Raw genomic sequence first — 12,923 nt, 5'->3', positions numbered from 1 at the left:
CCCGCCTACCACCTCAGCCCCGCCGAGACCGGCAATGTACGGGTCGAGGCGGTCCGCGCCAAGGGCGGCATGCTGGTCGGCGCGTTCCCCGAAGCCGCCTTCGCCTCACGCACCCTGCACCTGGCACCCGGCCAGGGACTGCTGCTCTACACCGACGGGCTGACCGAGGCACGCACCGCCGATGGTGACATGCTCGCCGACAGCGGTCTGGCGAACTTCCTGGCCCAGCGGCCGGCCCCGGTCGCTGCTGGCGCCCTGATAGACGACACCGTCGCACTCCTGGATACCCTCCCCGACACCGAACGCGACGACGTGGCGCTGCTGGCCCTGTCCGTCCCCACCCTCGATGCCGCTCCGGCCGGCATCACCACCACCGCCCATAGCGCCGCCGCCCCGACCGCCGGCGTCTCCGTCGGGCAGGAGAGACGCCCATGACCGACGCATTCCACATCGACGTCCCGCACACCGACGGCACCCTGGCCGTGATCGCACTGGCCGGTGAATTCGACATCACCACCGCACCCGCCGTGCGCGCCCGCGCCCTGGAACTCATGGCGGCCGGACACCCAGACCTGGTCGCTGACCTGTCGGGCGTCACCTTCTGCGACTCCTCAGGACTGGGCGCCCTCGTCGGCATCTGGCGCTGCGCCAAGGAAGCCGACGGCTCGCTGACCCTGGCGGCCGTCCCCGACCGGCTGGGCCGCCTGCTCAGCGTCACCGGGATGGACACCTTCCTGCTCGCCTACCCCAGCGCCGAGGCCGCGCTTGCCGCACGCCAAGGCAACCGCACCACCGCCTGAAACCTCTCGCTCGCCAGGGCGGCTCCAACAGCTGGCCAGCACATGACCAAGCGCGCGCCGCGACCAACGTTACTGGTCGCGACGCGCGCTCATCCGCTCCGCCAGGCGCTACACGTCGGGCCGAGGCGGGCAGCACACCGGATGCTGCCTTTCCCGCCGGGTTAGTGGGACTCGTCGTAGGGGGCGCGGCTGCCGGGACTTGGCCAGCCCGCGGCTGATCATGTAGCCGACGGTCAGGATCACGATGTACAGCCATGCCTTGTCGGCGCGGAAGTAGTCGGTGTGTCCCGCTTCGGTGCCCACGACCATGGAAGCGATCAGTACCGCGACCACGGAGGCGAGGTAGATGAAGGATTCGGTCGTCTTTAGAGCCGACTTCGTCTCGGTCGACAGGCGACGGGGACGGTGTCCGGCAGGGCCGGTGCCAGCAGGATCGGCTGGGTGGCGGCTTCCGTGGCGTCGCGTCGAACAACACCGACGCCACCCAGCAACAGAAGGCGGTGTCCCATGAGCGTACCCACACCCACCGCACACGCACCCGAAGGACGCGCCCTCCAGCCCCCCGCCTTCGGTCGGCCTTCCCCCGGCCCTGCTGGCACGCGCCGACCGCGGCTACGCCCGCTTCCTCGGCCAGCACGACCAGGACCAGGACGACGGAGCTGGCGGCGGCGAGGACCCCCACTGGTGACCGCCGGCCACCCGCACACGATGCTCTCGGCAGCGAGGCCAGCCATGCACACCAGCACCCACACGGTCCTGTACGACTCCGACGGCCTGGTCGACGCCGGGCTCCCGCTCGATCGCGAACCGTACGAGTGCCTCGTCAAGGCCGTCCTCGCCTGGAGTGACCAGGACACCCTCACCGCCAGCGACTTGGAGCAGCTCGCCCTCCAGCTCGCCGGCCACGCCGGCGTGCTTGCCGCTGATGTCCAGCGCCACGCTGCCGATGAACGACGGCCGCGGCGCCCTCGCCGACGGCATTCTCGGCGAAGCCGCCGGCTGCCTCTCCCAGCCGATCGAGGAGATCGAGCAGCGCGGGCAGACTCTGCTGCTCGCCCCCGCAGACACACCGCGGCCCGGCCGCCGATGGGGATTGCGGGCCGGGCCGAGTGGGACGCGGGGTCAGAAGGGCATGTGGCCCCGCATGCGGCGGCCGGCCGAGCCACTCTTGCCGACCGCCTTCGAGCTGCTGCTGAACGGCTTGCTGAAGAGGCGGCCCAGTGGGCCGGGGGCCTTGCCGCCGGCGCGGGAACCCAGGCCGAGGGTCTTCTGAGTACCGCGCTCGGGGTGCTTGGAGAGGCGGGGCAGGAAGAACGCCAGAACGGCGAGTATGACGCAGACGGCGATGATTCCGGCGATCATCATGGTGGGACCCCTACTCTTCGGTGGTGCGCTGACGCTTCGTCGTGTGCGACCGCGTGTACCCGTCGAACCCTCGGTCACGCCCCGGCTCCGGCCGTCGTACAGCCGCTGGCCCAGGTCGCGCAGGATCTGCCGGGCGCGCTTCTCGCTGACGACGTGGCGTGCCGCTGTCAGTTCGCTGGCGACCAGCGGGTGGTGTCGGCGGGGGAGAGGTCGTGGCGCGGCCGGTGCCAACGCGCAGTGTGTCGCCAGCGGCCGGAGGCGTCGCGGGCGACGTCGACGCCGACTTCCGTCACCAGCTCGGGCTCCACCAGCGTGACGTCCACCGTCTCCGTGCTGTGCCCCACCCGGCGGAGAACGACCAGCCCGTCCACGGCTGCCCGCCCTGGCCCTGCATCCAGCCCGGCACCGGCAGCAGCGGCCGCACCACCACCCACTCCGCGTCCGTCATGTCGCTCGGATACCGACGCTCTCGCAGGCGATTGTCGGCGGCGTTTCCGAACCGGTGAGCCAGACAGTCACACTCCCGAGTACCTGCGGTGGACTGCACGGGAATCGGCACGCAAGACTGCGACACTGGGGCCTCCTGATGCTCGGTGATTCGACACCAGCGAGCTGTTCAGGAGGCCCTCCTCGCATGCGCCGAGCACCCGACGACCACCCAATCGAGACGGCCGTTCGAGCACCAAGCCCCCAGAGCATTACGACAAAAGCTACTTACGCGTCGGGGTGCTCCGGCAGGGCGAGCCAGTCCGACCAGGAGATCTCTCGGCCGAGGAAGCGCGGCTGCTCGAACGGCCAGTCGGCGGCGATCCACTGCGGCACCAGCTCGTCGAGGGCCTGCTCGACTGTGCTGTCCACCAGCTCGTCCACCACCCACCAGGAGATCTCGCCGTCCGCGCCGGCCCTCTCCGGTGGGTCGATGTAGACGCAGCCGAGCAGAGCTGTCTCCGCCGCGTCGAACAGCGCGTAGTTGAAAGACTGGTGTGCGGCGATCTCCTTCTCGTGCCGCAACAGGTCGGCCTGGTCGGCCTCGTAGGTCATGGTGGCCGCTGGCCAGCCCCAGGCTGGGCCGAAGATGGTCCACAGCCGCTCGCGCGAACCCATCACAGCCGGATAGTCGAGCGGGGTGTCCGTCTCCCGGATCGGCCGCAGGTGATGACCACTGCCCGGCAGCGGTACCAGGACGGGATGAACGAAGTTATCGGGGAGCCAGCTCATAGCGCCCGACCGTAGCAGCGCGCGGCCGTCCGCTCCCCCTGCATTTTCCCCGTGTACCGCCAGGCCCTGCTCTCATGCCGGGCAGTGCCCGCGATCACCCGATCGAGACTCCCGTTCGATCGACAGACTCCATGATCGGTATGGCAACGGCTTCATAGAGGTCGTCTCAGGGCGGCGTAGTGGACGTCCCGGTTGTCCTCGAAGCCGGCGGGCAAGTCGTCCTCGGGGTTGCGCCACCGGCTAGCGCCCACCACCCAGATCTCCCGCCGGCGCAGCGCGTCCCGCAGAGCTACCAGCACACACAGCTCGTAGGGGAGATCCCCGTTGAGCACTTGGCGGCGGTCGCGCACCGGCCGGCCCATCCGCGGCGGAGCCAGCAACGGCTCGATCACCGCCCACGATTCATCGGTCAGCTCGCCGGCCTTCCCGGTGTCCGCCTGCCGGATCTTGCCGAGCTGCGCGGCCGCGGGGTCCTGGGTCCTCACCCTGCCCGGCCCCGGGCGCCCGCCGCGCCCTGGGCGGCGGTGCGGGCACCGAGGCCGAGTAGGACGGCCGTACCCCGGGTCGTCGGCGATCCGGGGCACGGCGCGGGCCCCTTGCTGTGTCTGGCTGCGTGTCAGTGCCTGTTTCTGAACTCAGAAACCACAGGTCAGTCCACCAGTGTCCGAAACGTGAAGTTCGTCGAAACGTTCGCTGAGCGGTCGCCGTGACCGTTCGGCGAACGGAACCCTGGGGTATGTGGGACGGGCGGGGTGTTGTCCATGGAGAAGAAGCCCCAGGGGTCGGGCGAGTCGGTCGGCGGGCCGGCTCTGCCGTGATCGTTCTCAAGGTGGTGGCCACCAAGTCCGCCCAGAACCCACCTTGGGCTCAGGCTACCGAACCGCCGACTCCAGGGTTCAAAAGCAGGCGCTCAGCACAGGCTCCCCTACACACCGACCAAGCGAGCTGTCCGCCACAACAGCAGCCTCTGCAGCATGAACGCGCCCATCAAGAGCACGCCTGGCAGAACCTGGTCCACCATGCCCACGCTCTGAACGACGAGCCAGCTCATGCCCGTTGCGGCCGTGGCCCAGCAGACCGCCTCGCGCCAGGCGCTTCGCCAGGCAGCCCGGGCAGACGTGAGGGCCGCAGCGATGACAAAGACGCTCAGGAAGACCGATCCGGTCCAATGGCCAGGCATGATCACATCGTTTCACGCCCCCCTCCCCAGCTCCGGAACGGCCAGGGATCACAAACAGGCTTCTCAGAGCGCCCCGAGTTCCGTCAGCACCGCCACCCGGTCGGCGGGGAGCGTCGTACGGCGAGAGCGCTGGTTGGACAGCCATACGCCGAGTTTCACCGTGTGCTCCTGCCCATCGTGCACGACGTGCTCAACGTGGGCCCGTCCCACGCCCGTCAGAATGCCTTCCCGGGCCAGGTGCGTGCGGGGCTGCTGCCACGCCCCGCTCCCGTGCGGCTGCCCTGCCGCCGCCGGCCTTCGGCGCCGCGGGGGCCGGTTCCGGCGCCGCGACGCCGAGCGCGCCCAGCCGCTCCCGCTGCGCCTCGCTCAGCTCCGCCCACGTCTCGTCCGCCCCGTGCACGGTCACCCCCGGGTTGATCTCGTCCACCGCCGCCCCGGCCGTCGACCACCAGCGCCCGCACCCCCGCGTAGTGCCGCTGCCAGTCGATCGGCCAGGCCGGGCACCAGTCCGGATCGATCTCCGCGAGCTGCGCGGCCCGCTCCTCGGTCAGCGCGCCCGGAGCTACTGCCCGACCGGCTTGCCCCCACCGGCCGCCCCGCGGCCCCTGGAGGGCCCTGGCGGCCTCTCCGCCGGGCTCAGTGACCACCGCGCCGCCTTGGACGCCGTTTTCTGTTGGCGTGATCGCTCGTTGAGCCGTGCATGACGGATCTGGTGGAGCGGTTGGTGCCGGAACGAGTGGTCCCGCTGACGGAGGCCATACGCCCGCAGGGCGGCGGGCGACGTCGGGCCGGGGACCGTGAGTGCCTGGCGGCGATCGTCTTCGTGGCCACCTCGGGCTGTACCTGGCGGCAGTTGCCACTGGTGTTCGGGCGGGGCTGGCCCACGGTCTACCGGCGCTTCGCCCAGTGGAGCCGAGACCGAGTGCGGGCCAGGGTGGACCGGGTCATCCTCGACGAGCTAGGCGCCCGAGGTGAGCTGGGCTGGTCTCGGTGCGCGATCGACTCCGTCAGCGTCCGGGCGGCAAAAAGGGGGCCACTAACTGGACCAAATCCGACCGACCGCGGCAAGAGCGGTTCAAAATCACCCGATCACCGACCGAAACGGCGTGCCGCTGTCGCTGGGCATCTCCGGTGCCAACCCGCACGACAGCCTGGGCCTGGAACCGCTCGTGCGCGGGATCCCGCCCATCCGCTCCCGCCGCGGACCGCGCCGCCGACGCCCGGCCAAGCTCCAGGCCGACAAGGGCTACCACTACGACCATCTGCGGAAATGGCTTCGCGAGCGTCGTATCCGCCACCGCATCGCCCGCAAGGGCATCGAGTCCTCCACACGGCTCGGCCGACATCGCTGGGTCGTCGAGAGGACGGTCTCCTGGCTGGCCGGATGCCGAAGGCTGCACCGCCGTTACGAGCGCAAGGCCGAACACTTCCTGGCCTCGTCGGCATCGCCGTAGCCCTCATCGGCTACCGCCGACTCACCAACTGAGACGGCGTCCTATTCTCCCGGGCTCGCTCGTGACGTCACCGTCCGGTAGGGGCGGGAACCACCGTGATCGCCTGGTGTGAGCCGGCCGGCGAGGCCGTCGAGGATCCGGTCGAGTCCATATGCGAAGCGATCCTCGCGCACTTGCCGCGGGTCTGTCTCCTCGCTGAAGTCCGGGCTGTGGTCCGACAGCCATGCGCGCTCGGAGACACCACTGCGGGCGATCAGTGAGAGGTACGCGGCCTCGCTGGTGGCGATTCCGACGACGTAGGACGTGAGTGCTCCAGCGGCTTGGTCCTCCTCGCCTGCGGGGAAACCGGCCGCCTGGAACTGCGCGAGGAGACCCGATGTCATGCGGACGGCGTTCGGGCCGACGTGGAGTAGCCCGACCTGGCCGAGTTCGGGGCCGACCCAGGGGTGGCGCAGGACCATTGCCCGCAGGTCGGTGGCGGCGCGGGCGACCGCCGTGCGCCATGTCCTGTGGGTGGCGGCGGCCGGCGGGTCCAGCTCACCGAATACGTCGTCCACGGCCAGCTGGATCAGCTCGTCCCGATTGGCCACATGCCGGTAGAGGGAAGTGGCCCCGGCCTTCAGGCGAGTGCCGAGCTTGCGCATGCTGAGCGCCTCCACCCCCTCCGCGTCCAGCAGCTCGATCGTGGCGGTCACGATCTGCTCCCGCGTCAGATGCTCTCGCTGCGGGCGGTGCGGACGTGTCCACACCGAGGTGATCGGCTTGGCGTCGCGAGGCATGCGCGCTCACTCCCGTCGGTCGATCTGCTTGCTTGTCATCCCTCACCGTAGCGACACCGTACGCCTGTTGCGAACGATGATTCTCGATGCGTACAGTGTTCGCATCGAGGAACACCGTGCGCAACGAAGGGGAGTCGACTGTGCTGAACGGTATGAACTTTGACGAAAAGGGCAACTGGAGTGCCGAAGGGGCCTGGGGCACCCGGAACTCGGCCGGACGGAAGCTGGATCTCGCCCGGTGGCAGGCCCGCCTCGACCAGCTCTGCGCCGAACACCACGTGCCGGGAGCGTCCTTGGCCGTCCTCGCCGACGGGACCGTCCACGAGCTGGCGAGCGGCGTCCTGCATCGCGGCACGGGTGTGGAGACGACGACCGAGTCGGTTTTCCAGATGGGCTCGATAGCCAAGATCTACACGGCCACCCTGGTCATGCGGCTCGTCGAGGACGGCCTGGTGGACCTGGACGCACCGGTCACGGACGTGCTGCCGGAGTTTTCCGTCGGTGACCCCGCGGCGACCGTGATGATCAGCGTCCGTCGGCTGCTCAGCCACACGAGCGGTCTCACCTGCGACTTCAATCACGACAGCGGGCGCGGCGACGACTGCCTCACCAAATACGTCGAGGCCGCGAAGGACGTGGCGCTCGACTGCCCGCCCGGCAGCGCGATCTCGTACAGCAGCGTCGGCTACAACGTGCTCGGCCGGATCATCGAGGTGGTGACCGGCAAGGTCTGGGACCAGGCCCTCAAGGACCTGCTCCTGAACCCGCTCGGCCTCACCCGCACCATGACGCTGCCCGAAGAGGCGCTGCGCTTCCGCGCGGCCATGGGACACCTGGGCGAGCCCGGCCAGGAGCCGGACCCGGCGCCGGAGTGGGACATGATGCCGCGATCGGCGGGCCCGTACGGCAGGGTCATCGCCACCGCGGGCGACCTCGCCCGGCTCGCACATATGCACCTTGCCGGCGGCGTGGCCGAGGACGGCACCCGCGTGCTCTCCCAGGAAACCGTCGCCCTCATGCAACGCCGGGTGGTCGACTGCCCCGACAAGTGGACGGTCAGCTCGGACGGTTGGGGTCTGGGCTGGACCCTGTACGACTGGAACGGCATCGAGGGCTACGGCCACGACGGCGCCTCCATCGGCCAGTACGCGTACCTGCGCGTGGTGCCCTCGGCCAACGTCGCCGTCGCGCTGCTCACCAACGGCGGCGGCGCGCGTGAGGTGTACGCCGCGCTCTACCGCGAGCTCCTCGCCGACCTTGCCGGCGTGACCATGCCAGAGCCCTTCGCCCCGTCCGCCACACCGCCTGCGGTGGACTGGACACCGCTCATCGGCACGTACCGGCGCGAGGGTGTGATCATCACGGTGACCGAGAAGGACGGCTCCGGGCACGCACTCTACGAGTTCGTCGACGGCATGAAGGAACTCTCCAAACCCCTGCAGATCAACCTGCTGCCGGTCACGGAGACGGCCTTCGCCGGCACGGGCGTGGGTTCAGCCTTCAGCACGGACTACACACCGGTGATCTTCTCCGCCCTGCCCGACGGCACACGCTGCGTCTACATCGGCATGCGCTGCGCCCCCAAGACCGGCTGACCGTCGAGGTCCCACCGACTGGGCGGACACCGCCGCTCGCCAAGTGAAACGTCTCACCGCGCCCCTTGGGCCTCGTCGTGTGGCGCTTCGCCTGGAGGTTCGCGTTCATGCGGTCTGTACGCGGTAGGTACGCATTTCATACGCGTTTGGTACGCCTCACGCCCACTTCATGCCCAGCGCCCGGAGCGCGGTGTCCAGGAGCATTGCTGTGGTCAGGCGGCACTGGTGTCTCGGTAACCGTGGCGAGTATCTGGGCTGGGGTTCTGGTCTGCAGGTTTGTCAGGCAGCGGGCTGTGGTGAGGTTCCGGGGCATCGGTGTCGAGGTGCTGCTGACCGGCACGACGCACCTGGACATCTCCGTGAGCGCGGGGCAGCGGGCCTGGACGCTGCCCTCTTCCGGAGGACTGGCCCTCGCCTCGCCACCCTGCGCTCCCGGAAGGATACCGACGCAGAAGCGAGGCCCTCGCCCAAACCTGGCGTGTATCCGCAGTAGCGAGGACGGCGAATCCGCGGGCTCCATCAATGACCCATCGCACACGCCCTGGGGGCCGGTACACCGCCGGCGGCAGCGGTCGGTAACCGGCCGGCTGGAGGTTCAGTCCGACGCGGAAGTCGTTCCTTTGAGCAAGGTACGGCCTTGTACTGTCAGGGAGTGGTGGACCGTGTTGCGAAAGCGGACGCTGGTGGCGAGGCCTGCCCGGCGTAAGACACTGGTGTGCTGGCTGGCGCTGGCGGGTGAGATGGACAGCCGCCGCGCCAGCTCGCTGGTGGTGCCCCCCTGCACAAGCTCGGCGAGCAGTGCTGCCCGGGTCGACCCGAGCCAGCGCGGCCAGCGCCTTGTCCGTCTTCGCGGACTGCGCAGGCGACCAAATGCCGCGGAGGGAGGCCGCGTCCCGCGGGATGGGATAGATGAGCAGAGCCGCTTCGTCACCCTCCGGCACGAACAGTGCCGGTTCCCGACCGCAGAACAACGAGGGCGCCAGCACAAGACCGCGACCCGCGAGTGCGATCTCTCGGTTTTGTGACAGTGGGGAGAGAGGTTGTTTCGGGGCTGAGAGGTCACTGTCCTGGGCGTGAGAGAACCGCGGGGGTATCGCTGTGGTGGGGCGTTATCGCGGGAGGGGTGATGCTGTCTCAGTTTCGTGAGTATGGACGACCTTGACCTTTTGATGGACGAGCCGGGCGACCGGCTGCCGCTGCTCACCGCTGGCGAGGCCCGCGCCGTCGTGGCGCTCCTCGGCTACCTCCAGGACGGCGCGGAGCTGCCGGACGCGGCCGTGTGGGCGAGCGAGCTACAGGGCCGGCTACTACGGCGCATCCCTACCCCGTGACGACGCTGCGCCCCTCAGGCGAGTGGCTTTGTACACGAGTCGCGGTTCTGGCTCAACTTCTGTGGGGCTGTGCCGTGCCCGCCGGGGTGTCGGTAAGAACGCTGGCACCACCCCGCAAACGGCGAGGCTAGGACCGTGCATGTGCGGGAGGCGCGGCGGTTTCACCGCCGCCCCTCCCCTCTAGAAACCGCCGAGGTATGCCGTTCAGCTCAGCACATCGTGACAGTGGCCGTCGCATCCGCGATGTGAGCGGTCTGGAACCCGGGCCGCGCTTCGAGTTCGCCGTCCCTGCCTACCCGCACGAGTGTTGCTTGGACACCGCTGGTGCGGAAGGTGTACTCACCGGGGCCCTGGCAGTAGAAGCGGAAGGGCACAGAGGTCACCGCACCGTTCACGGGGACGTCAAGGCTGAACTGCTCCGACTTGATGACTTCGTTCCCCTTGCTGATCTCGAACCGACCGTAGATCAAGCACCGGCTCGCGCTCCAGCCGATTGTCTGACCGGCGTAGCACTGCGCCTCGGCGGAGCCGTTGGCCCCGCCGTAGTCACCGAGGCAGATCTTCCAGTCCGCGGCCGTCCAATTGTCGGAACTGCGGTTGTCGGTCTTGCTGGAGCATCCCTCGACCGAGAGACGGGAACCGGCGGCCTGGGTGGCAGCGGCGCCTGTGGCGGGTACGAAGAGACCTGCCAGCAGAACGCCGGCCACTGCGGTCGAAAGCCGCTTTCCTGCGAGGAGTTTCATGCCTCATAGGTAGTGGCTGACGTCGCCTCAACGAGACCCCGCCGGGACGACGTCATTCGTACGAGCCGCCCACACCACCTCCAGGTGTGAAGCCGCAGCTCACAGCCCCCAGAGGCGCGCGCTGGCGCGCGCCCCAAGGGCTCACCCTCGAAGATCACCACCGTTTGCGGGGGTGACAGCGTTCTTACCGACGCCCCCCGCTCGTGTCCGCGTCGGAGCGACGCACTGGCCTGCTGGTTCCTATCGTTCAGCGTTCTGATGGACCAGGCGTCGAGGCGTCACCACAGAAGTTGAGCCAGAACCCGAGTCGCGACGTCGTTTTGACGCGACGTTGGGAGTCGCACGCTCGCGCGAATATGCAGTGTTCATGAGAACGGGAGGCCGTCGTCCCGGGCTTGGCTCCACGGCCGCTTGAAATCAGCGTGTGGCGAGGAAGCCCGGGACTCCCATCGTTGTCCCAGAGTGCAAACTGCGCGGTGTGTCGCGGGTGAGGACTCCGACGACGCCCCACCTGACCTGACAGAACGAGCCCCCAAGCCCACCGCGGGCACCTGCTGAACCGGCGGACCATGGTGCTCCTTCCCCCGGAGCGCGCGGCCGGCGGGTGGTGCCGTACCAGTTCAGCCACATGTGACGTTTCTGCGGCTGATCTTCTTTGGGAGCTGTTTGTGGGGGTCGGGGGGAGGGCAATCATCCCGCCGGTTGTCGCCCTGCCATGCCAGCTCAGGGAGGCGTGGGGGGCGTCGTGGCTGCCTCCTCATGGGCAAGGCCCAGCCGGATCAGTGCGGACACGACACGCGTGGGCCGGGGTAGGCCCGGCCGCGCGGGAAAAGAGACACCATGGAGTTGGCTCCTGGCAAGACCTACCAAATCGTGAACAAGCGGTCCAACTTGGCGCTCACGCCGGAGTACTGGTCGACCGGACCGTCGGAGGTGGACCAGTACGACATCCAGGCTTCCGGCGCGGAAAACGCGATCAGCCAGACGTGGCACCTGTTCCCGATGGACGGCAACGACTACCTCCTGGTGAACAAGCGCGGCGGTATGGCGCTCACGCCGGAGTACTGGTCGACCGGCCCGTCGGGTTTGGACCAGTACCACATCCAGCGTGAGGACAAGCGTCCCCATCAGCTGTGGAACCTGGTCGACCGGGGCTCGGGCTGGTACCAGATCATCAACAAGGCCAGCGGCCTCGCGATCACGCCGGCGCGCTGGTCCGGCGGGGTGTCGGCGGTGGACGTGTACTACGCGCAGCAGCCGGGCGACGCGAACTTCGACTCCCAGCTGTGGAAGTTCCAGCTCGTCGACACGTACAGGCCGGTCACGGATCTGCAGCCGGTGCCGTGGCCTGCGGACGGTGTGGGTGATGTGATCCGCCTGACCGGGCACAGCATGCCGGAGCCGGCGCGGACTCCGGAGGTGCTGATCGGCCAGGTGGCCGTTCCCTTCGCCGTCCAGGACGGCGGCGGCTCCGTCGACCAGCAGGCGCAGCACAACCCGTACCTGATCCTCAAGCAGTACGGCTACTGGGAGCGGGTGTTCTACTACGAGCACTCCGGTCTCTCCCAGTACGAGGAGAAGCAGCGGACCACCATCGGGCTGACCACGTCGAACAGGACCGAGGTCGAGCGGACGACGGGTATCTCCGTCACGGCGGAGGCGGGTTTCGTCTTCAAGGGCTTCTCCGCCGGGATCAGCACCACCGTCACCGACGAGCTGCGGGTCCTGCGCGCCACGGAGGAGACCGAGAGCAGCGAGACGGAGGACATCATCACCCGGACGTATTTCGTCGGCGACCGGGTCACCGAAGCCCTCTGGTACCGGGGCGATCACTTCGTCCTGCAGCGCATGGACGGCAGCCAGGTCGCGGAATGGCGTACCCGCGACAAGAGGAGTTCGGTTCTCGACGGCTGGCCCAGGGCGGGCGATGCGGCGTCCTGGCCGGAGCGCGGAAACGACGAGACCGCCAAGACCTGGCCGGAGCGCGAAAACGACGTGACCGCCAAGACCTGGCCGGAGTGACCCAAGCCGAGTCGTAGCGGCACCGAGCGGCCCGCAGAAGCGGGGTACTGCAACGCCCTGCCGGAGGTCATCACGGACAAGGCCGAGCACCGGCGACCGCAGCCGGCCGGTGCTCGGCGTACGGCACAGCCTTGTATCGGCCGGATCCAGAGCCCCGCTCTGAGTTCCCCACCCCGCTGCCACACCCCGCTCCCACGCGGCCGCCCGGCCGCCGCCGGCCTTCGGCGCCGCGGGGGCCGGTTCCGGCGCCGCGACGCCGAGCGCGCCCAGCCGCTCCCGCTGCGCCTCGACACCGGCGTCGCGCCCTGATGGTCGCTGGGCCGACTCGCCCATCCGTCCGGCCCGGGGCACGCTGGGAGGCGTGAGCAGCGCGCCGATCGTCGTGCACCGGCCCTCCCGTTCGGGTGGCCGGAGAGTCACCGTGCACCGGCACGGC

Annotated in this window: 15 protein-coding genes and 3 pseudogenes; 6 read left to right on the top strand and 12 right to left on the bottom strand. The window is 69.2% G+C overall.

The features are described 5' to 3' along the window. On the top strand, positions 1 to 435 hold a 435-nt coding region (locus tag A4V12_RS17210; RefSeq protein WP_159028881.1), incomplete at its 5' end, for a SpoIIE family protein phosphatase. Continuing rightward, positions 432 to 800 (top strand): STAS domain-containing protein, encoded by a 369-nt coding sequence (locus A4V12_RS17205; protein WP_064070241.1) that lies wholly within the window; start codon positions 432 to 434, stop codon positions 798 to 800. The genes A4V12_RS17210 and A4V12_RS17205, both read left to right, overlap by 4 nt. A gap of 108 nt (positions 801 to 908) precedes the next feature. On the opposite strand, the gene A4V12_RS35060 is transcribed toward A4V12_RS17205, so the two are convergent. The 9 genes and pseudogenes from A4V12_RS35060 to A4V12_RS38050 all read right to left on the bottom strand — a co-directional run bounded on the left by A4V12_RS35060 (position 909) and on the right by A4V12_RS38050 (position 4,746). Further along, positions 909 to 1,133, bottom strand: coding sequence for a hypothetical protein (locus A4V12_RS35060; protein ID WP_199831309.1), 225 nt, complete (start codon positions 1,131 to 1,133; stop codon positions 909 to 911). Positions 1,134 to 1,412: 279 nt separating this feature from the next. Next, positions 1,413 to 1,739 carry a hypothetical protein gene (locus tag A4V12_RS39770; RefSeq protein ID WP_159028880.1) on the bottom strand — a complete coding sequence of 109 codons (327 nt, stop codon included), beginning with the start codon at positions 1,737 to 1,739 and terminating at the stop codon, positions 1,413 to 1,415. Between the two features lie 183 nt (positions 1,740 to 1,922). Then, on the bottom strand, positions 1,923 to 2,165 hold the full coding sequence (locus tag A4V12_RS17195; protein WP_064070239.1) for a DUF6411 family protein: 243 nt from the start codon (positions 2,163 to 2,165) through the stop codon (positions 1,923 to 1,925). Positions 2,166 to 2,332: 167 nt separating this feature from the next. Beyond that, on the bottom strand, positions 2,333 to 2,536 hold the full coding sequence (locus A4V12_RS38775; RefSeq protein ID WP_234372207.1) for a hypothetical protein: 204 nt from the start codon (positions 2,534 to 2,536) through the stop codon (positions 2,333 to 2,335). After that, positions 2,536 to 2,640 (bottom strand): annotated as a pseudogene (locus A4V12_RS39955) (transposase); the annotation flags it as partial. The pseudogene A4V12_RS39955 and the gene A4V12_RS38775, both read right to left, overlap by 1 nt. Before the next feature lie 239 nt (positions 2,641 to 2,879). Then, a complete protein-coding gene (locus A4V12_RS17185) occupies positions 2,880 to 3,383 on the bottom strand; it encodes a hypothetical protein (RefSeq protein ID WP_064070238.1) in 504 nt (167 codons plus the stop codon). 230 nt (positions 3,384 to 3,613) lie between these two features. Then, positions 3,614 to 3,829 (bottom strand): annotated as a pseudogene (locus A4V12_RS39950) (hypothetical protein); the annotation flags it as partial. A 479-nt stretch (positions 3,830 to 4,308) separates the two neighbouring features. Further along, positions 4,309 to 4,563: a hypothetical protein gene (locus A4V12_RS17175; protein WP_159028879.1), complete on the bottom strand. Its 255-nt coding sequence runs from the start codon at positions 4,561 to 4,563 to the stop codon at positions 4,309 to 4,311. Between the two features lie 63 nt (positions 4,564 to 4,626). Continuing rightward, on the bottom strand, positions 4,627 to 4,746 hold the full coding sequence (locus A4V12_RS38050; RefSeq protein WP_350498014.1) for a helicase associated domain-containing protein: 120 nt from the start codon (positions 4,744 to 4,746) through the stop codon (positions 4,627 to 4,629). Between the two features lie 517 nt (positions 4,747 to 5,263). Here A4V12_RS38050 and A4V12_RS35040 point away from each other — a divergent pair. Next, a pseudogene (locus A4V12_RS35040) lies at positions 5,264 to 6,049 on the top strand (IS5 family transposase). Positions 6,050 to 6,058: 9 nt separating this feature from the next. On the opposite strand, the gene A4V12_RS17165 reads toward A4V12_RS35040, so the two are convergent. Further along, the gene (locus tag A4V12_RS17165) at positions 6,059 to 6,796 is read right to left on the bottom strand and encodes a TetR/AcrR family transcriptional regulator (RefSeq protein ID WP_064070235.1); all 738 of its coding nucleotides are present in this window, start codon (positions 6,794 to 6,796) and stop codon (positions 6,059 to 6,061) included. Positions 6,797 to 6,948: 152 nt separating this feature from the next. Here A4V12_RS17165 and A4V12_RS17160 point away from each other — a divergent pair, with 152 nt between their 5' ends. After that, positions 6,949 to 8,391, top strand: a complete 1,443-nt coding sequence (locus A4V12_RS17160; RefSeq protein ID WP_064070242.1) for a serine hydrolase domain-containing protein — start codon at positions 6,949 to 6,951, stop codon at positions 8,389 to 8,391. A gap of 595 nt (positions 8,392 to 8,986) precedes the next feature. Here the strand turns inward: A4V12_RS17160 and A4V12_RS39945 are convergent. Continuing rightward, the gene (locus A4V12_RS39945; protein WP_423564767.1) at positions 8,987 to 9,322 is read right to left on the bottom strand and encodes an ArsR/SmtB family transcription factor; all 336 of its coding nucleotides are present in this window, start codon (positions 9,320 to 9,322) and stop codon (positions 8,987 to 8,989) included. A 217-nt stretch (positions 9,323 to 9,539) separates the two neighbouring features. Here A4V12_RS39945 and A4V12_RS36725 point away from each other — a divergent pair, with 217 nt between their 5' ends. Then, positions 9,540 to 9,722 carry a hypothetical protein gene (locus tag A4V12_RS36725; protein ID WP_064070234.1) on the top strand — a complete coding sequence of 61 codons (183 nt, stop codon included), beginning with the start codon at positions 9,540 to 9,542 and terminating at the stop codon, positions 9,720 to 9,722. A gap of 209 nt (positions 9,723 to 9,931) precedes the next feature. Here A4V12_RS36725 and A4V12_RS17150 read toward each other — a convergent pair whose 3' ends face one another. Next, the gene (locus tag A4V12_RS17150; RefSeq protein ID WP_159028878.1) at positions 9,932 to 10,465 is read right to left on the bottom strand and encodes a hypothetical protein; all 534 of its coding nucleotides are present in this window, start codon (positions 10,463 to 10,465) and stop codon (positions 9,932 to 9,934) included. Positions 10,466 to 11,305: 840 nt separating this feature from the next. Here A4V12_RS17150 and A4V12_RS17145 point away from each other — a divergent pair. Continuing rightward, entirely contained in the window at positions 11,306 to 12,487 is a 1,182-nt protein-coding gene (locus A4V12_RS17145) for an RICIN domain-containing protein (protein WP_079137092.1), read from the top strand. Positions 12,488 to 12,923: the final 436 nt, after the last annotated feature.

This window comes from Streptomyces noursei (assembly GCF_001646665.1).
Lineage (GTDB): Bacteria > Actinomycetota > Actinomycetes > Streptomycetales > Streptomycetaceae > Streptomyces > Streptomyces lavendulocolor.
Note: the sequence above shows the minus strand (reverse complement) of the source record. Positions and strands in the feature narration are given on the sequence as shown.